The sequence below is a fragment of the Arachidicoccus sp. BS20 genome, from assembly GCF_001659705.1.
Classification (GTDB): Bacteria; Bacteroidota; Bacteroidia; order Chitinophagales; family Chitinophagaceae; genus Arachidicoccus.
Map to the genome: position 1 here is coordinate 3,270,240 of NZ_CP015971.1, position 20,106 is coordinate 3,290,345.

Consider the following 20,106-nt stretch of genomic DNA (forward strand, 5'->3'; position numbering starts at 1 on the left):
TTATTTCTCTAACAATTCAAACATTTCATCCAAAACTTCTTTATCGTCGAAGTGATATTTTACGCCTTTTATTTCCTGATACTTTTCGTGTCCTTTGCCGGCTACAAGTATGATGTCGCCTGCATTTGCAAAACTTACCGCCGTTTTTATTGCTTCTTTTCTATCCGCAATGCTGATAGATTTTTTTCTTCCTGCGCTATCCAATCCAGCTTCCATTTCGCGGATAATTTCATTCGGGTCTTCGCTGCGCGGGTTATCGCTTGTAATGATTAAACGGTCGCTTAGTTTTGCGCCAATCTCAGCCATTTCGGGTCTTTTGGTTTTATCTCTGTCGCCGCCGCAACCCACAACCGTAATTACCTGCTCGTTGCCTTTGCGTAATTTTTTGATGGTTGATAAAACATTTTCTAATGCATCTGGCGTGTGCGCATAATCGACAATGGCAATAATTTTTGACGGACTAATTTTATAGTCGAATCGTCCTTCAGCGCCGTTCGTCATGCTTAATACACGCAAAACTTCATCTTCATTTTCATGCAGGCAAATGGCTGCACCATAGACCGCGAGCAAATTGTAGGCGTTGAATGTTCCAATCAGCCGGAAATTAACTTCCGTATTATTGACGAGCATGACCAAACCTGTCAAAGCATTTTCCAGAATTTTTCCTTTGAAATCTGCTGCGGTTTTCAGGCTGTATAAATATTTTTTTGCTTTGGTGTTTTGCAGCATCACTTTGCCGTTCTTATCGTCGGCGTTGGAAATAGCGAATGCCGAAGAACTTAGTTTATCAAAGAAACTTTTCTTTACACGGATGTATTCGTCAAATGTTTTGTGATAATCCAAATGGTCGTGCGTGATGTTAGTAAACAATGCGCCCGTAAAATTCAATCCTGAAATTCTATGCTGATGAATGGCATGGCTGCTGCATTCCATAAACACGTGTGTGCAATTTTTATCTGCCATTTTTGCCAGTAATTCGTTCAACGAAATTGCATCAGGTGTTGTGTGTGTGGCGGGAATAATTTTGTTGCCGATTTTATTTTGAACGGTGCTGATTAATCCGCATTTGTAACCAAGACCTGTAAATAAATTGTATAATAAAGTAGCGACTGTCGTTTTCCCGTTTGTTCCGGTAACGCCGACTAATTTTAATTTTTCGGATGGTTCATTATAAAAATTATGCGCGATAATTGCCGCCGCTTCGTGGGAATCGCTTACCTGAACATAAGTAATATTTGTGGCAAGTTCCTTCGGCAATATTTCACAAACAATGGCTTGCGAACCGAGCGAAATTGCTTTGCCAATATAATCATGTCCATCGCTTTGAACACCTTTCAAAGCCACGAACAGCGTGCCTGTCACAACTTTGCGCGAATCTATCTGAACAGAAGAAATTTTTTTGTTCAGCAGACCGTTCACTTTTGTAAGATGAACTTTATGCAATATGTCCTGTAAAGTTTTCAACTAACTATTTTCTTAGTTTAATTGTAAATTGATTAATTGCCCTCGTGCTATCGGCGCGCCGGAAGTAAGCGATTGCTGCACTACACGACCGACGCCTTTTATATTTACTTTCAATCCCAGATTTTCGCACACATACAACGCATCTTTTAGTCCGAAACCTGAAAGATTAGGCATTGATTTTCCTTCCGGAATATTTGTAGCAACTAATTTGTCTGTTGCATTGCTGTCGCTTGTAAGTGTTGCCCATTCGTTGTTTGCAGGAATATTGCCATTATATTGTATGCCAAAACCATTTGCAAAAGTTTTCAATTCATCTGCCGAGCCGATAAAGCTGTAAGGCATTTTCGTTGGTTTCAAACTATCCAGGCTTGCGTATTGAGCCTGATTGTTACGGCGTACATACAATGTATATAAGCGTTGTGCAATTTCTTTAAACACAGGTCCGGCAACGGCTGCGCCGTAATAAATGCGCGAGTGCGGACTGTTCACAATTTCTACAACACAAGTGTATTGCGGATTGTCCGCAGGAAAATATCCTGCAAATGCCGATTGGTAAATTTTATCGGCATAGCCATGAGAACCGTTTGCTACGAGCGCTGTTCCCGTTTTTCCGCAAAGCTTGAACGGCAAGTCTTTCAGCAAAGTATAACCTGTTCCGTGTGGGTCGTTGCAAACGCCGTATAAACATTGCTGCAACAGCTTTACAACACTGGAATCGGCAACGGTTCTTGTAACAACAGGGTCGATGTGTTTTACTACATTTGCGCCGTTCATAATATCAGAAACGAGGTAAGGTTTCAGCATCGCTCCGTTATTTGCAATTGCATTGTAGAGCATTGCAATGCCAAGCGGCGAAATCAGATTATTATAACCAAAAGCCATCCACGGCAAAGTAGTTGCACTCCACACTTTGCTTCCGGGCGTGGAAATAAACGGATGCCGTTCGCCCATAATATCGACGCCTGTTAAATTGCCAAGTCCCAATTTTTTTATATGATTAATAAACTGTTCGGGATGGTCTTTGTAAGCATAATATACCAGCTTTGCCATACCAACATTGGAACTTGCTTCAAATGCCTGCAATACAGTATTTGCATTTTCATCGTCTTCTGCGTCGTTTACTGTTCTGCCGTTGATTGTCCAATGCCCGCCTTCCAGATTAACAGGTTCGTCCAGCGTAACTTTTTTGTCTTCCAGTAAGGAAAGCATTGTTGCCAATTTGAAAATGGAACCCGGTTCGGTCGGCATGATGGCATAGTTCAAATCTTCCCAATACGAACCGTCTTTTTGCCTGCCGAGATTTGCGATGGCTTTTATTTGTCCGGTCTTCGTTTCAATCACAATTGCCGTGCCGTGCTGAGCCTGATTGCTTATCATCATTTTCATTAACGCATTTTCCGTGATTTCTTGGATATGTGTATCAATGGTGGAAATGATGTCTTTGCCGTTTTGCGGTTCAATGTCTGCCGATTCGTCCACAGGAACTGCAACACCGCCTGCGATAAATCGTACCAAACGCTTGCCCGGTGTGCCTTTCAGTACAGAATCATAAGTTGCTTCGATGCCTACATTTTGAGAATTTTCTCTGTTCAAACCAATCGTTCTGAACGCCAACATTTGATATGGATTCAAACGAATATTTTTTACTTCGGGAATAAATCCGCTTTTATTTCTGCCTTCTCTTACCAATGGTAATTTTAATAAAGCCTGATACTGACGATAACCGACATTCTTTTTTAGTGGATAATAACGCACTTCTCTTTTGTAACCGCTTAGCAATTCCTGTTTGTACGCATCGGCTGTTTTATCTTTAAAAAGATTTGCCAAACCAATGCTTAAAGAATCAATATTTTTTTTAAAACGTTTGCCGTTTTTTTCTCTCAATCCATCTGCGTCAAAGTCAATATAAATGTCAAATTGCGGGATGCTCGTACTCAGCATTTGTTTATCGTCGCTGTAAATTGTTCCTCTGTCGGCGGCTATTTCCTGAATCTTTTGATGCAAACTGTCGCTCATGCCTTCCCAATACGCACCTTGTACTTGCTGAATGTAAAATGCTTTGCCAATGATAACAGCGCACAAGAGTATAATACCTATAAAACACAGGTAAACCCTCCAAAGTATGTCGCGCTTTACATCCATTTATTTATTTGTGCTGTTGTCTTTATTTTCTTGTTTGATGTGAATCGGCGGCGTTTCACTTATCTTCAAGCCCTTGGCTTCAACGGCTTTTACCAGTTCCGATTCGCGTGTCTGAAACATCAATTCGCTTTTCAGCGTTTTGTATTCAAACTGTAAATCTTTGATTTCTTTATTGTTTTTGCTGATATTTCTGATAGTCTTATCCGCCCAATGACCATTGGCGATATATAAAATTGTGAGCAACGCAAGAAATAAGAAGAAGCCGATGTTTTTGGTAATCCATTCATAGTTTACCATTTTCCTGATGGAAACTTTCCGCTTCTTTTTTTCTTCGTGGCTCATCTAATATTTTCTGTTGTTGGGTTAAGTGTTTTTAAATGTTTTTTATATCAATTCTGCAACTCTCAGCTTTGCGCTTCTGCTGCGTGTGTTTTCTTTTAGTTCTTTTTCCGATGCCAGAACCGGCTTCTTCGTAATTATTTTAAAAGGACTTTTCTTCGTTGAATTGAAAAACGGATGTTCTTCTTCTGCCTCGAAACTTCCTTGTTTAAAAAAATTTTTGACCAATCTGTCTTCCAAAGAATGGAATGTGATAATTGCTGCGCGACCGCCGTTGTTCAAGACTTCGGGCAATTGCTCGAGCAAAGATTTTAATACGCCGAGTTCATCATTTACCTGAATGCGCAATGCCTGAAAAACCTGCGCCAGATATTTATTCGGATTGCCTTTAACCGCAGGTGCAATCATGTTTTTGAACGATTGAATAGTGGTTAAAGCCGATGTACTGCGATGCTCCACAATATGCTTCGCCAATGTTTTTGAATTAGAAACTTCGCCATACAAGCTGAAAATTTCCGTCAGTTCTTTTTCCGACGAATTGGCTAAGACCGTTGCTGCTGTCGTCTCTTGTCTTCTGTCCATGCGCATATCCAGCGGTCCGTCAAAGCGAATGGAAAATCCTCTTTCGCCTTCGTCAAACTGATGACTGCTCACACCCAAATCTGCCAGCACGCCGTCCACTTTCGGATATTTATACAACCGCAAAAACCTTTGCAAATGCGCAAAATTTTGCGGAATAAAAATCACGCGTTTATCGGCAGGCAAATTTTTTTGTGCATCTGCATCCTGGTCAAACGCAATCAGTTTCCCGTTTTCATTCAGCTTTGCTAAAATTCCCCTGCTGTGTCCGCCGCCGCCGAATGTACAATCGACATATACGCCACCGGGTTTTATTTGCAAGGCTTCCAGCGTTTCGTGATAAAGCACGGGAATGTGGTAAGTTTGATTACTCATTTTTACCCTCGTTTTTTACCATTACTTCTTTTGCCAAATCGCTGAACGCATCGGGCGAAAAGTCTTCAAAGAACTTCTTGTATGTTGCCGAATCCCAAATTTCAATTTTATCTACTGCGGCTACCAAAATCACATCTTTGGTCAATCCTGCGAAATCGCGGAGCGTTGGCGGCAATAATAATCTGCCTGCTGTATCGGCTTCCACTTCGGTAGCGCCGCCGAGAAATTGTCTGCGGAAAGCGCGAACTTTCGGGTCAAAATCGTTCAGCTCACTTATTTTTGCGTGAAGTGGTTCCCAGTTTTGAATCGGGTAGAGGGTAAGACATTTTTCAAATCCGCGGTTGACAACGAAGCGTAACTCATTTTCCGGCAATTGTTTTTTAAAGCCGGAAGGCAAAAGGAACCTGCCTTTTGCATCAAGAGTAACTTCATATTCGCCGAGAAAACGCGTCATTTATCGATTAAGATTGTAAAATTAGAATTTCTACCACAAAATAACACTTTTTCCCACTTTTAACCCAAAAAAGTGGCATTCTATTTTATCCACAATGGAAAATTGGCTGAAATGCTCATTCTGCCAGTGTTTTAGCTTATTTTAGAAGAATGTAGATTTCTTTAAATGTTAATAAGTGTGAATAACTATAATTTATAAGTGAATTTACTGTGCATATTAATAATTGATAGCTAATTCTCTTTAAAACAATTAACTTCAAAATAAAACTGACAATACTGATAAACTTTCGTTCGTTAAGTGTGTCATAACTGTAATTTTTACTGCTATTAATTTTTATTATGAAGAGAAAATTTTACTGCTTTATTCTGCTGCTTTTCATTTCTGCAGCACTTCCTGTAAAGCTTTTTTCCCAGACCAGCAATGAATGGGGCGGTGTGCAATTAGGTTTTGGTGTTTTTGCTTACGATGCTTTTCAATATAATAGAGTAGCGCAGCAAAATAATTTGCATACACGAGGAGGAAACGCAGTTCCTGAAATTAAGCTCGGAATTTCATTGCATCCTGTTACTGCAAAATATAATGTAGATGCTACGTTCAATTTTTGGGAAATTAATCATAGGGTTAAAGAAAATATTCCGGCAAGCATACCAAGATATAATAAAGTAAGGCTGCAACAGTTTTTTGGCAGTGGCGATTTGAATTTTGATTATCGCGTGTTGGCAACTGAAAGAACGCTGGTAATTCCGGCGATAGGTATTGGTTATATGCAAGACAATATTCGTTATCAGGATGTACCGCGAGGAGAAGATTTCAGTGATGATGACGGCGACGAAAATCCTGATATGTATAATACTAAAGTCGCGCGAAACGATATTGTTTACCTGAATTTTAAAGTAAATTATTTATTGCATATTAAGAATGAAACATGGCTTGGGCTTCAGTTGGGGTATAAATATGGTTTCGGCGAGAAGAATATTATATATGATGGTAAATATCCGTTTACAGTAAATCATTCTTTGAATGGATTTTATGCTACGCTGATTGTTGCACTAAGGTAGATGTGTATTTTTGCAAAATGAAGTATCAAATAGGCGATGAAATATTGGTGTTGCAAACCAATGAAGAAGGACGAGTGCAGGAAATTATCGATGATAAAATGGTCATTGTGGAAGTGCGTGGCGTGCGTTTTCCCATTCATACCGACCAGATTGATTTTCCCTATTTCAAACGATTTACCGAAAAGAAATTATTTACCGAGAAAAAAGCAGAGAAAACATACATAGACCAGATTCCCGTTGAGCGCAAGCCGCAAACTCGCGAAATAAAAGCTGCCGACGGCGTATGGCTTTCATTTATTCCAAAATACTCTTTCGATGAGTTCGGAGACGATTTGGTAGATTATTTTAAAATCTATTTGGTAAACCGAACCAATGATTCTTTAAGATTTTATTATCAGCAGGAAGCGAATGGTTCGCTGCAATTTGAATTTAAAAGCGAAGTATATGCGCAGAAAGATGTGTATCTGCACGATTTGGATTTTTCGGTGCTGAATGAAAGTCCGCATTTTTTCTTTGAATTTTCTTTGTCGAAACCCGATAAAAAGAAAGCCGATTATTTTGAAACGGAATTAAAACTTCGTGCAAAGCAAGTGTTTAAAAAGATTGAGGAAATCAAAGAAAAGAACGAGCCTACTTTCTCTTACATATTATTAGATATATATCCCGATAAAATTAAAGAAGACAAGAAAGTCGATTTGAGCAGTTTGTCTAAAGCGGGATTTAAGGTAATCAATAATGTTCCTGTAAAAGAAAAAAATCCGCCTGTACGAAGCGTAGTAGATTTGCATATAGAAAAAATTACGGATGATTATAAAGGGCTGAACAATTATGAAATTGTATCGCTGCAATTAAAAGAATTTGAGAAATGGTACGACATTGCTGTCGCTAATATGCAGCCGAATCTTGTAATAATACATGGTGTAGGCAAAGGCGTGCTGCGCGATGAAATACACAATATGCTTAAAACAAAGAAGGAAGTACAGTCATTCGTTAATCAGTACGACCCGCGTTTTGGTTACGGCGCTACCGAGATATTCTTTCAGTATTGGGGAAAATAAAAAATATTTTCTTTAATATTTGTTTGTTATCAAATGTCCATATATCTTTGCAGCCCTTTCGGAAGAAAAGGGAAGTTCTTAAAAAAATGAATCGACTTTTATTTTTTAAAAAATAATTGGATAAAAGTTTGTTGTGAATATAAAAGGTATTACTTTTGCACTCCCGAAACGGGATATGAGTCGGGAAGTTCTTGGAGGGTTGGATTTTTATTATTCTAATTAGTTGATTAATAAGAGTTTGCGAGAGGTTTGGTTGAAATTTTTTTTCAAAAAAAAGTGGAAATAAATTTTGGTAGAATGTAAAAAGCTTTTACCTTTGCAATCCCAAAAATAAAGAAGGTGCTGACGACGAGAGTTTGAAGCATTATCAATAAAGATGAAAGTCTTTGAAAGTTCTTTGAAAGGAAACAATGGAATAACAGTAAGGAAGCTACGAGCGTTGAAAGGATATACATATTTTGACGCCTAAAGATTTCGAGAGAAAAATTTAGTCAGTTCAGACACAACATTTACAATGGAGAGTTTGATCCTGGCTCAGGATGAACGCTAGCGGCAGGCTTAATACATGCAAGTCGAGGGGCAGCACGAGATAGCAATATTTTGGTGGCGACCGGCAAACGGGTGCGGAACACGTACGAAACTTTCCTTTATCTGGGGGATAGCCCGGAGAAATCCGGATTAATACCCCATAATATAGTTGGTCGGCATCGATTGATTATTAAAGCACTTGCGGATAAAGATGGTCGTGCGTATGATTAGGTAGTTGGCGGGGTAACGGCCCACCAAGCCTACGATCATTAGCTGATGTGAGAGCATGATCAGCCACACGGGCACTGAGACACGGGCCCGACTCCTACGGGAGGCAGCAGTAAGGAATATTGGTCAATGGACGGAAGTCTGAACCAGCCATGCCGCGTGAAGGATGACTGTCCTCTGGATTGTAAACTTCTTTTATAGGGGGCGAAACAACCGATATCTATCGGTCTTGACAGTACTCTATGAATAAGCACCGGCTAACTCCGTGCCAGCAGCCGCGGTAATACGGAGGGTGCAAGCGTTATCCGGATTTACTGGGTTTAAAGGGTGCGTAGGCGGGCTTGTAAGTCTGGGGTGAAATCTCTGAGCTTAACTCAGAAACTGCCTTGGATACTATGAGTCTTGAATGTCGTTGAGGTTTGCGGAATATGTCATGTAGCGGTGAAATGCTTAGATATGACATAGAACACCTATTGCGAAGGCAGCAGGCTAAGCGAAAATTGACGCTGATGCACGAAAGCGTGGGGATCAAACAGGATTAGATACCCTGGTAGTCCACGCCCTAAACGATGATTACTCGACGTGTGCGATACACAGTGCGCGTCTGAGCGAAAGCATTAAGTAATCCACCTGGGAAGTACGACCGCAAGGTTGAAACTCAAAGGAATTGGCGGGGGTCCGCACAAGCGGTGGAGTATGTGGTTTAATTCGATGATACGCGAGGAACCTTACCTGGGCTAGAATGCGAATGACCGTACCTGAAAGGGTATTTTCTAGCAATAGACATGAAGCAAGGTGCTGCATGGCTGTCGTCAGCTCGTGCCGTGAGGTGTTGGGTTAAGTCCCGCAACGAGCGCAACCCCTGTCAGTAGTTGCCAACAGGTAAAGCTGGGAACTCTACTGAGACTGCCGTCGTAAGACGCGAGGAAGGAGGGGATGATGTCAAGTCATCATGGCCTTTATGCCCAGGGCTACACACGTACTACAATGGTTGGGACAAAGAGCAGCCACTTGGCGACAAGGAGCGAATCTCAAAAACCCAATCTCAGTTCGGATTGCAGGCTGCAACTCGCCTGCATGAAGCTGGAATCGCTAGTAATCGTATATCAGCAATGATACGGTGAATACGTTCCCGGACCTTGCACACACCGCCCGTCAAGCCATGAAAGCCGGGTGTACCTAAAGTCGGTAACCGTAAGGAGCTGCCTAGGGTAAAACTGGTAATTGGGGCTAAGTCGTAACAAGGTAGCCGTACCGGAAGGTGCGGCTGGAATACCTCCTTTTTAGAGTAACGCTTTTTTAATTAAGAATTGATAATTAACAATTAATAATTGGAATGTAGTATTACTGTTATTTCGTTTCCTTTTAAATTATTATCTGAACCATGATTTAAAATGATTAATCAGGTTATCGTGATTCAGGTTTTAGAAAAATAATATCAATAAGTTGAATATTGAAATTTGTTTATTGAGTATTAATTATTCAAAAGAGTTCTTTAAAAAGGTGAAACGCAAAGATGGCCAAATGAATACGGCAGTCGAAAATGAACAGCCATGCAAGTAATTAGCACATTAGCAAATTTGCACATTGGCACATTAAATTAAGACAGTCTCGTAGCTCAGTTGGTTAGAGCGCTACACTGATAATGTAGAGGTCCCCAGTTCAAATCTGGGCGGGACTACTCAAAAAAATTATTAATTGATAATTATTAATTAATAATTGGATACGGGGGGTTAGCTCAGTTGGCTAGAGCATCTGCCTTGCACGCAGAGGGTCATCGGTTCGACTCCGATATCCTCCACAAGTAAATTAAGAATTAATAATTAAAAATTACAGATTCAAGTTCTTTAGAATAAAAAGATGTGACGAAAGGTCTGAGGTTCGTAATCTAAACATCAACAGTTTTCAATAAACAATAATTATTAATTTTTAATTAGTAATTATTAATTGGAAGAAAGTTCTTTGACATATTGGGAAAGCAAAATCAAAAGAGTAACAAAATAATTATTAATTAAAAATTGATAATTATTAATTACAATAGTGGTGGTAACATCACTACAATTTCTAAATTTTTTAAAGCGAATAAGGGCGCATGGTGGATGCCTAGGGTCTGAGAGGCGACGAAGGACGTGGTAAGCTGCGATAAGCTTCGGGGAGCTGCACACGAGCGATACATCCGAAGATTTCCGAATGGGACAACCCGCTATGTTGAAGACATAGCACCCGCAAGGGAGCCAACCCCGAGAACTGAAACATCTAAGTACCGGGAGGAAAAGAAAATAAGACAATGATTCCCTAAGTAGTGGCGAGCGAACAGGGAAGAGCCCAAACCGAAGAGGCGTGCCTCTTCGGGGTTGTAGGACTGCATTTAGAAATCATCATCAAACTGAATCATCTGGAAAGTTGAACTATAAAGCGTGAAAGTCGCGTAGGTACAAATTGATGAGGACGAGCAGTATCCTGAGTAGCGCGGGACTGGAGGAATCTTGCGTGAATCTGCCAGCACCATCTGGTAAGGCTAAATACTCCTCAGACACCGATAGTGAACCAGTACCGTAAGGGAAAGGTGAAAAGTACTCCGAATAGGAGAGTGAAATAGTACCTGAAACCGTGCGCTTACAAGCGGTCGGAGCCAGCAATGGTGACGGCGTGCCTTTTGCATAATGAGCCTACGAGTTACTCCTCACTGGCGAGGTTAAGTTCATAATTAACGGAGCCGTAGCGAAAGCGAGTCCGAATAGGGCGTTTAGTCAGTGGGGGTAGACGCGAAACTTTGTGATCTATCCATGGGCAGGTTGAAGTTTTGGTAACACAAAATGGAGGACCGAACCCGTTGACGTTGAAAAGTCTTGGGATGACCTGTGGATAGGGGTGAAAGGCCAATCAAACTGAGAGATAGCTCGTTCTCCCCGAAATGTTTTTAGGAACAGCGTCGCATATTGAAGTTTATTAGAGGTAGAGCTACTGATTGGACTAGGGGGCTTCATCGCCTACCAAATCCTGACAAACTCCGAATGCTAATAAATATCTGCGGCAGTGAGGCTGCGGGCGCTAAGGTCCGTGGCCGAGAGGGAAATAACCCAGATTAGCAGCTAAGGTCCCCAATACATGGTTAAGTTGATCAAACGAGGTGGAGTTTCAATAACAGCCAGGATGTTTGCTTGGAAGCAGCAATTCATTTAAAGAGTGCGTAACAGCTCACTGGTCGAGAGACTCTGCACGGAAAATAATCGGGCATCAAACCATGAACCGAAGCTCTAAACTTGTACTTGTACAATTGGTAGGGGAGCATTGAAATCTGCATTGAAGGTGATGGGCGACCATTGCTGGAGCGATTTCAAAAGAAAATGTAGGCATAAGTAACGATAAATGGAGTGAAAAACTCCATCGCCGAAAGTCTAAGGGTTCCTGATCAACGTTAATCGGATCAGGGTTAGTCCGGTCCTTAGGAAAACCCGAAAGGGGCATCTGATGGAAAGCAGGTTAATATTCCTGCACTTGCATATCATTAAAAGTGACGGATTGCCGTGGCACTTGCGTCCTGACGGAATAGGGCGCTGAGCAGAATCTTCGGAGGAAGCGAAAGTGTAAAAGCAGTTCCAAGAAAAGCGAGATATGCAACCGGTACCGCAAACCGACACAGGTAGACGGGATGAGTATTCTAAGGCGCTCGGGTGAGCCGTGGAGAAGGAACTAGGCAAATTAATGCTGTAACTTCGGGATAAAGCATACCATAGCGATATGGTCTCAGTAAATAGGTTCAACCAACTGTTTAACAAAAACATAGGGCCCTGCAAAATCGAAAGATGACGTATAGAGCCTGATACCTGCCCGGTGCCGGAAGGTTAAGGAAGGATGTTAGCGCAAGCGAAGCTTCTGACTGAAGCCCCGGTAAACGGCGGCCGTAACTATAACGGTCCTAAGGTAGCGAAATTCCTTGTCGGGTAAGTTCCGACCTGCACGAATGGTCTAATGAGTTGAACACTGTCTCCTCCACGAGCCCGGTGAAATTGTAGTATCGGTGAAGATGCCGGTTACCCGCCACGGGACGAAAAGACCCCGTGAACCTTCACTACAACTTTGCATTGATTTTGAGCAACCGATGTGTAGGATAGTTGGGAGACTATGAGCCGGGTGCGCCAGCATTCGGGGAGTCAACGTTGAAATACCAACCTTCTGTTGCTTAGAACCTAATCCTGAGAAGGAGACATTGCATGGTGGGTAGTTTGACTGGGGTGGTCGCCTCCTAAAAAGTAACGGAGGCTTGCAAAGGTACCCTCAGTACGGTTGGTAATCGTACAAAGAGCGCATTAGTATAAGGGTGCTTGACTGTGAGGCAGACACGCCGAGCAGGGACGAAAGTCGGCTAAAGTGATCCGGTGGTTCTGTATGGAAGGGCCATCGCTCAAAGGATAAAAGGTACTCCGGGGATAACAGGCTGATCTTACCCAAGAGCTCATATCGACGGTAAGGTTTGGCACCTCGATGTCGGTTCGTCACATCCTGGGGCTGGAGAAGGTCCCAAGGGTTGGGCTGTTCGCCCATTAAAGTGGCACGTGAACTGGGTTCAGAACGTCGCAAGACAGTTCGGTCTCTATCTGTGGTGGGCGCTAGTAAATTGAGAGGACATGACCTTAGTACGAGAGGACCGGGTCGTATGTACCGCTGGTGTATCGGTTATGCCGCCAGGTGTAGTGCCGAGTAGCTATGTACAGCCGGGATAAACGCTGAAAGCATCTAAGCGTGAAACCCTCCTCAAGATGAGTTTACTTTTAAGGGTCGTCAGAGACGATGACGTTGATAGGCTGCAGGTGTACAGGTGGTAACATCAAAGCCGAGCAGTACTAATTGCCCGTAAGCTTTATTTTTTAAAAGCCTCCCTTAATCCCTCCAAAGGAGGGAAATAAGAAAGAGGCAGCTCTAAGTGAGCTTTTCCAATATGTAACTTATTGAGTTATTGGTTATCTGTTATTAGTTGTCTGTGACAATTATTAATTACTAATTTTTAATTCTTAATTTTTTATGGTGGTTAATCCGAGGGTGTTCACCTCTTCCCATACCGAACAGAGAAGTTAAGCCCCTCATGGCCGATGGTACTCGGGCTATGTCCCCGGAAGAGTAGGTAGCTGCCGTAATTATTATAAGAGCCTCATTGAAAAAATCAATGAGGCTCTTTCGTTTTAGAGACATGGAGGATAATAACAAAATAGATTCATATATTTGTTATTGCTAAGATTAATAATAAAAATTTTTCCCGATTTCGTAAACATCGAAGTGTACATCGCTTTTACTTTTGCATCCTAATTTTTTATAAGCAATGGAAAAGCGATATTTTATCAGATTATTTATTCTTACATCTTTGTTTACTGTATTTTTCGAATCGTCTTTTGCATATCATATAACTACAGACAGCGGTTTTTTAGTTAAAGGGAAAATTATAGCTACAGATGGTCATATTGTAGAGGGGGCAAGTGTTCGTTTGAAAGAAATAGCACGCCACACATTGTCCAATGCCAGCGGTTATTTTGAATTGAAAAATGTTCCGGCAGGCGATTATCAATTGCTCGTTTCTGCTATAGGATATGCAAATTATTCTCAAAAACTATTTGTTCACGCAAATTGTGATACACTCATCATTTCCTTAAAAAGTTCTGATGCGCAACTTTCCGATGTAACTATTCTATCGGGCATCAACAAATTCAACAAAAAAGAAACGGATGATGTGGCGCGTCTTCCATTGAAGAATATCGAAAATCCACAGGTTTATTCCGTTATTCCGAAAGAAATTATAACGGAACAGATGGCAACAGATTACAATAGTATTTTTAAAAATGTTCCGGGTGCCGGCGTTCCTGTTGTTTATAATCAGGGAAGAAGTGCGATGCTTTCACGCGGATTTACAACGGCAAATCTTATCCGTAACAGTATTTCAGGTTTTGTCTATACAAATGTTGACCCGGCAAACCTGGAAGTACTGGAAGCAATCAAAGGACCGTCAGGCACATTGTTTAACAGCAGTCAGATTTCATTTGGTGGATTGTTTAACCGCGTTACCAAAAAGCCTTTTGATGGCGAAAGAACGGAGCTTTCATATACAGGCGGCGGAAATAGTTTAAGCAGAATTACGTTTGACATTAATCATCCGTTGGATTCGGATAAAAATGTTTTGTTCCGCATGAATGGTGCGTTGCATACGGAACAAAGTTTTCAGGATTTTGGTTTTACCAAAAGTGTGATGCTTGCTCCGAGCTTCGTTTACAAAGTAAATGATAAACTTACTTTTCTGCTGGATGTAGAAGCATCCATGTTTAATGCGACTTCGCCTATTCGTTTTGCGCCTTCTGGAAGTATTCATAATATCAAAGATTTGGGAATGGATTATAAGAAATCGTTCTCTAATAACTCTTTGGATTATACCACGCAGCAATTGAATGTGTACGGACAAATTAATTACAAATTATCCGATAAATGGAAATTGCAAACAAATCTCACACGCACTTATTCTGCAACTAAAGGATATGTTACGCAGTTATCTGGCAAGTCGGACAGTACTTTGCAACAGAGTGTGCAGAAAGAAGATTTTCCATATAACGGCGTGGAAATTCAGCAAAACATTATCGGCGATTTCAAAATCGGTTCGTTCAGAAACCGCATCGTAGCGGGCATTGATTATTACAACCAGCGCAGCGACAGAAATACGCCAACTATCACAATGCCTGTCATCAATTTCAGACATCCGGGCAAAGCATACTACAATTTTAATGCTGATGTAGTGGATTCGCTTGCTCCGTATGCTACAAAATATGATGTGTATCGAACCAACCAGTTTACATACAGCGCTTATGTTTCAGACGTGTTGAACATCACAGATAGATTGAACGTAATGCTAAGTTTACGCGGCGACCATTTTGTGGACAAAGGCACTTATTATCCTGCAAATGATTCTACCAAAGGCGCTTATCATCAAAACGCATTGTCGCCGAAGTTGGGCGTTGTGTATGAATTGGTAAAAGATAAATTATCACTTTTCGGAAATTATATGAACGGATTTGACAACCAGACAGGAACCGATTACAATGGCAATACATTTAAACCTGAGCAAGCCAATCAATGGGAAATCGGGTTCAAAGCTGATGCATTTAATCACAGACTAAGCAGCACGATAAGTTATTATCATATTTCTGTAAGCAATATGACACGCGACGATATTGAACATCCCGGCTATGATATCCAGGACGGGACACAATTGAGCCGAGGCATGGAAGCAGAAGTAATTGCCAACCCGTTCGGCGGATTAAATATTGTTGCCGGTTACACATACAATGACAGCAAATTTACCAGGTCTGATTCGTCTGTTTTAGGTTTGCGCCCGGCAACTGCAGGACCATCCAATCTTGCAAATCTTTGGCTAAGTTACCGTTTTCTCACAGGAAGCGTGCGTGGTTTAGGATTTGGTGTCGGCGGTAATTACGGAAGCTCGTCTTTCCAGACAAACACGAAGACCTTTGTATTTACGATTCCTTCGTACACGACATTAGACGCAACGTTGTTTTACGATGCAAGCAAATGGAGAATAGGATTGAAAGTAGATAATCTCACAAATGAACATTATTGGTCGTTCCGTTTGGCGCCGCAAATGTTGAGAAGATTTTCCGCCAACTTTACGTTTAGATTTTAATTTTGCATGAACAAAAAGAAACAGGCAATTTCATTCAAAAAAATAATAGGCACAATTCATTTATGGCTCGGATTAATCTCCGGGCTTATTCTTTTTGTGGTAGCGATTGCCGCTGCGACTTATGTGTTTCAGGATGAGTTGCAAAATGCTTTTCAATCGAAATATTTTCATACACAAAATGTTTATACTACAAAGCTTCCGGTTGATGTACTGCGCGATTCCGTTGCACAACATTTTCCAAAAGAGACAATTACGGGCATACGATTCAAAGGCGATAAAGATGCTGCTTACATTTTTTATACCGGTAAGAAACTGATTTCGGTAAATCCCTCAAATGCAGCAATCATCGGCTTTAGGGAAACGAGTAAAGATTTTTTTACCATCGTTTTGAAAATTCACAGAGAGTTATATCTCGGCGAAGTGGGTGGCGAAATTGTAAAATGGAATGTGCTGGTGTTTTTCATTATGTGCCTGTCGGGATTTATACTTTGGTTTCCGCGTAAAGCAAAATATCTGAAACAGGCTTTGAAGATTAATCTCAAAGTAAGAAACCGGAAACGTTTTACATGGGAATTGCACAATGTGCTTGGTTTTTACGCGCTGATTATTCTTTTGCTTATTTCCCTCACGGGAATTTTTATGAAATATGATACGGCAAAAAATATTGCATCATTTATTACGACAGGGAAAATCATGCAAAAAGAAAAGAAGTCCAAAACCCTAATGCTGTCTGCTGAAACACCTGCTACGCTTAGCTTTCAGCAAATGTATGACAACGCAAGAAGTTTTGACAATGGAGTGCCAATTGAAAGTATCATTACATTTCCGGGCAAAAAAACTAAGGATGTACGCATTGCACTTCGTTACCCCTATAACATTATGCGCAGTCAAAATACCTTTTTGTTCAGTGCTGCAAATGGCAATCTTATAAGCAAAAAACTTTATCGCAAGTACAATGCTTATGATAAAATTGCCATGAGCAATTATAATCTGCATACAGGGCGCATCGGTTCATTGGGTATCTTCAGCAAAATTATTTATTTCATTGTCGCGCTGATTGCCGCTTCACTGCCTGTTACCGGTTTCCTGATTTGGTGGGGCAGGCGGAAGAAAAAAATAAAATGATAAGACACTATTTCCTTACCCTGATAACACCCAAATAACCGCCGCCGGAAGGCATTTCTATGTGCAAAACTGTTTGCTTATTTATGTGTTGTAAAATAACCATTTTTGACTCTCTGTTATTTTTTGTGTCGCTTAATGCCTGAAGAGTAAAGTCAATATCGGCGGGTAAAAAATTTAATTTTAAATCCAAGGTAGTCGGCATTTCGCCATTGGTAATTGCTAAGTACCAATTATTGTTTTTCCGACGTGCAAATACTGCCGCTTTTCCTATTTGACTTTGATTTAAAACAATTGTTTCGTCCCAGATTGCGGGCATATTTTTAATGAAGAGTAATGCTTCGCTTTTTAATAAATCGCCCGGGTCAACTCCCAAACATAAAAATGGAGAAGTGTATAATGCCACTGTAGCCGCCTGATGTGCAAGTGTGGTCGTATGAACAAATGAGCGAAAACTCATAGGCGTAAAATCAGCCGGACCTGATAAATACCTTGTGAAAGGCAGCACAGTATTATGGAAGGGCCAGTTTACTCTGTCTTCCTGTTCCAAGCCTCTCACACCTTCCTGCGAAAGGACATTCGGATAAGTATATTCCAGTCCTGTTGCTTTATCCGCGCCATGAAAATCAACCATTAAATGGTATTTCGCAGCAAGCCGCGCGGCTCTTTCATAAAATGCAATTTCCGGTTGATGCTCTGAGTCGATGAAGTCAATCTTCAAACCTTTTACACCAATTTTCGCGCAATGCCGGAAAAAACTTTCCATATATGTGGAATCTTTTAATCCTGGAGTATTTCTGTAATCAACATACGCTTTCCACACCCAAATACCTACGCCTTTATTTTTTGCATAATCAACCTGTTCCTGTAAAAGCGCCCACATATCTTTTCCATCTTCTTTCCAACCCGACCAGCCATCGTCAATAAGGTTGTAAGGGATTTTCAGTTGCGCTGCATAATCCGTAAACTGTTTCATATTTTCCGGGGTTACATCTCTTTTATTGCTCATCCACGACCATACGCTCACGCCGGGTTTTATCCATGAGGTGTGCAAACCTTGCGGATATAACTTTTTATCGGGAGCTGGAGATACATCGGAAACAATATCGTTATTGACCAAAGTGTTGAGGTCGCGCCCAATTACAATAATGCGCCAAGGCGATTTTAATGTATCTTCTGTTACAGGCTTTACAGAACCGGCAAGCGTGTAATCAAATGCCTGCCTTTCGTTGTTGTATGTAAGATGACTTCCGGCAAAATTATGTAGGTTTGCTTCCATTACTGCCGCAAACATTCCGCCGGTATAGCTTACGGTTAGCGGCATTCCTATTTTTTGGCTGTCGCGCAAATCTTTTATGTGTGAAGCGGAATAATTTCCCTCGTAGTCTGCAACATCGCCCTGCCACCAATAGGTAACATTTTCGGGAAAATCAATGTTTGATAAATCTTTTTCCAAAACGTTATGATGATGTGCTACGTTGTAGCAAACTGCTATCCCATTGTCATAGACGTTGAAAATCAAAAGAAAATCTCTTGTTTTATCTGTCGATAGAATGCTTAACCGATAAACCTGTTTGTCCGTTTTTGCTGTGTTGTGAACGCCTCTTACATCGAAGCTTCGCTTAATTCTTTCTTTGTTCAGCAATTGGATTGATTGAATATTTTGCCCGTAGGTTTTCCCGCCTAATTGAAAAGCAAAAGTGTTGTCAGATATAAGACTATCGTTGCATGATAATGTGTAATGCAAATGTTGATCTTTGTTGTATAGATGCACCTTTACATGATTATCGGGGCTGCTCAGTGTGAATGTTTGCTGTGCTTTAGTATTTTGCAAGACAAACAAACAAGAGGCAATAAGAGCAAACAACTTTAATTTTTCTGGCATTTTCATTTGTACATTTTTATTGTATAAAGATGCAATATTTTCCTCTAATGGAAAATCTTTTCAATGCTGAACCATAGAGATTTTAATATTTTTGTCAAATGAAAATTACACACACCGAGATTTATCGTTTTTCTATTCCGATGGTTCCTTTTGCGATTGCAACGGGAACGATGGATTATGCGCAAAATGTTTTTATCAGAATATATACCGATGAAGGATTTTACGGCGTGGGAGAATGCTCCGCATTTCCCATGATTGTAGGCGAAACGCAAGATACCTGTTTGGTTTTGGCTAAAGAATTTGCAAAACTCTGGAAAGGGAAAAATCCTTTGGAAATTGAAGAACGTTTGCAGGAACTCGATTGGTTTATTGCAAAAAATACAACCATCAAAAGTGCGTTTGATATGGCGTTGTATGATATTGCCGCAAAAGCGAAAAACGTACCTTTATACCAATTTCTCGGTGGCGAACCAAGACCGATTGTTACCGATATTACAGTAGGAATTTCTTCGCCCGAAAAAATGGCTGCGCAAGCTCTGGAATTTAAAAATAACAATGCCGAAGTATTGAAAGTAAAACTCGGCAAAAATCCCGATGAAGATATTGAAAGAATCAAAACCATTCGCGAAGCCATCGGTTTTGAATTGCCTATTCGCATTGATGCGAATCAAGGCTGGAATTATGACGATGCGTTGCAGGCGTTGAAGGCTTTGGAAAAGTTCAACATAGAATTTTGTGAGCAGCCAATGCGCACTTATGATGATAAATTTTTGCCTGAACTTAGAAGCAAAACTTCTATAAAAATTATGGCAGACGAAAGTTGCTACAACTATTATGATGCGGAAAAACTGATTGAGGCAAATGCCTGCGATTATATCAACATCAAATTTTCAAAATCGGGCGGCATTACAGAAGCAAAGAAAATACATGATGTTGCCGCACAACACAATATTCCTTGTATGATGGGTGGAATGCTGGAAAGCCGTATTGCACTTTCCGCAAAAGTGCATTTTGCTTATACTTCGCCTAATATTCAATTTTACGATATGGACACTTGTATGCTCGGTCAGTTGGAAGACCCTGCCATTGAAGGGGTTCAGTTTAATGGTTATCATATTTCACTTCCCGAACTTCCCGGCATTGGTGCGGATGCTAATGAAAGCTTTCTGAATCAATGTGAGAAATGGATAGTCTAA

The 20,106-nt window shown here is 40.8% G+C and carries 11 protein-coding genes, 2 tRNA genes and 3 rRNA genes; 10 read left to right on the forward strand and 6 right to left on the reverse strand.

Annotated elements, in window-relative coordinates; genetic code table 11:
* From A9P82_RS14180 to mraZ, 5 genes are read right to left on the reverse strand one after another with little or no spacing between them, the layout of a single operon-like run.
* Complete coding sequence (locus A9P82_RS14180; protein ID WP_066208932.1) at nt 1-1,464, reverse strand: UDP-N-acetylmuramoyl-L-alanyl-D-glutamate--2,6-diaminopimelate ligase; 1,464 nt, start codon at nt 1,462-1,464, stop codon at nt 1-3.
* A gap of 12 nt (nt 1,465-1,476) precedes the next feature.
* On the reverse strand, nt 1,477-3,606 hold the full coding sequence (locus A9P82_RS14185; RefSeq protein ID WP_066208934.1) for a penicillin-binding protein: 2,130 nt from the start codon (nt 3,604-3,606) through the stop codon (nt 1,477-1,479).
* Nucleotides 3,607-3,948, reverse strand: a complete 342-nt coding sequence (locus A9P82_RS14190) for an FtsL-like putative cell division protein (RefSeq protein WP_066208936.1) — start codon at nt 3,946-3,948, stop codon at nt 3,607-3,609.
* Between the two features lie 42 nt (nt 3,949-3,990).
* Nucleotides 3,991-4,899: a 16S rRNA (cytosine(1402)-N(4))-methyltransferase RsmH gene (rsmH, locus tag A9P82_RS14195; RefSeq protein ID WP_066208938.1), complete on the reverse strand. Its 909-nt coding sequence runs from the start codon at nt 4,897-4,899 to the stop codon at nt 3,991-3,993.
* Complete coding sequence (gene mraZ, locus A9P82_RS14200) at nt 4,892-5,353, reverse strand: division/cell wall cluster transcriptional repressor MraZ (protein ID WP_066208940.1); 462 nt, start codon at nt 5,351-5,353, stop codon at nt 4,892-4,894. The genes rsmH and mraZ overlap by 8 nt, the downstream gene beginning before the upstream one ends.
* A 338-nt stretch (nt 5,354-5,691) precedes the next feature.
* Here mraZ and A9P82_RS14205 point away from each other — a divergent pair, with 338 nt between their 5' ends.
* The 9 genes from A9P82_RS14205 (at nt 5,692) to A9P82_RS14245 (ending at nt 17,028) form a co-directional block, all read left to right on the forward strand.
* Entirely contained in the window at nt 5,692-6,411 is a 720-nt protein-coding gene (locus tag A9P82_RS14205; protein ID WP_066208942.1) for a hypothetical protein, read from the forward strand.
* 17 nt (nt 6,412-6,428) lie between these two features.
* Nucleotides 6,429-7,469, forward strand: coding sequence for a Smr/MutS family protein (locus A9P82_RS14210; protein WP_066208944.1), 1,041 nt, complete (start codon nt 6,429-6,431; stop codon nt 7,467-7,469).
* 511 nt (nt 7,470-7,980) lie between these two features.
* A 16S ribosomal RNA gene (locus A9P82_RS14215) occupies nt 7,981-9,508 on the forward strand.
* 324 nt (nt 9,509-9,832) lie between these two features.
* Nucleotides 9,833-9,906 (forward strand) — tRNA-Ile (locus A9P82_RS14220).
* 46 nt (nt 9,907-9,952) lie between these two features.
* Nucleotides 9,953-10,026, forward strand: a tRNA-Ala gene (locus A9P82_RS14225).
* A gap of 271 nt (nt 10,027-10,297) precedes the next feature.
* Nucleotides 10,298-13,093 (forward strand): 23S ribosomal RNA (locus A9P82_RS14230).
* Nucleotides 13,094-13,246: 153 nt separating this feature from the next.
* A 5S ribosomal RNA gene (gene rrf / locus A9P82_RS14235) occupies nt 13,247-13,360 on the forward strand.
* The 16S, 23S and 5S rRNA genes sit together here with 2 tRNA genes alongside, the layout of an rRNA operon.
* 182 nt (nt 13,361-13,542) lie before the next feature.
* The gene (locus tag A9P82_RS14240; RefSeq protein ID WP_066208945.1) at nt 13,543-15,903 is read left to right on the forward strand and encodes a TonB-dependent receptor; all 2,361 of its coding nucleotides are present in this window, start codon (nt 13,543-13,545) and stop codon (nt 15,901-15,903) included.
* Nucleotides 15,904-15,909: 6 nt separating this feature from the next.
* Entirely contained in the window at nt 15,910-17,028 is a 1,119-nt protein-coding gene (locus A9P82_RS14245) for a PepSY-associated TM helix domain-containing protein (protein WP_066208948.1), read from the forward strand.
* A 7-nt stretch (nt 17,029-17,035) separates the two neighbouring features.
* On the opposite strand, the gene A9P82_RS14250 is transcribed toward A9P82_RS14245, so the two are convergent.
* Nucleotides 17,036-18,910, reverse strand: a complete 1,875-nt coding sequence (locus A9P82_RS14250; RefSeq protein ID WP_231891168.1) for a glycoside hydrolase family 97 protein — start codon at nt 18,908-18,910, stop codon at nt 17,036-17,038.
* A gap of 98 nt (nt 18,911-19,008) precedes the next feature.
* Here A9P82_RS14250 and A9P82_RS14255 point away from each other — a divergent pair, with 98 nt between their 5' ends.
* Nucleotides 19,009-20,106, forward strand: coding sequence for a mandelate racemase/muconate lactonizing enzyme family protein (locus tag A9P82_RS14255; protein WP_066208951.1), 1,098 nt, complete (start codon nt 19,009-19,011; stop codon nt 20,104-20,106).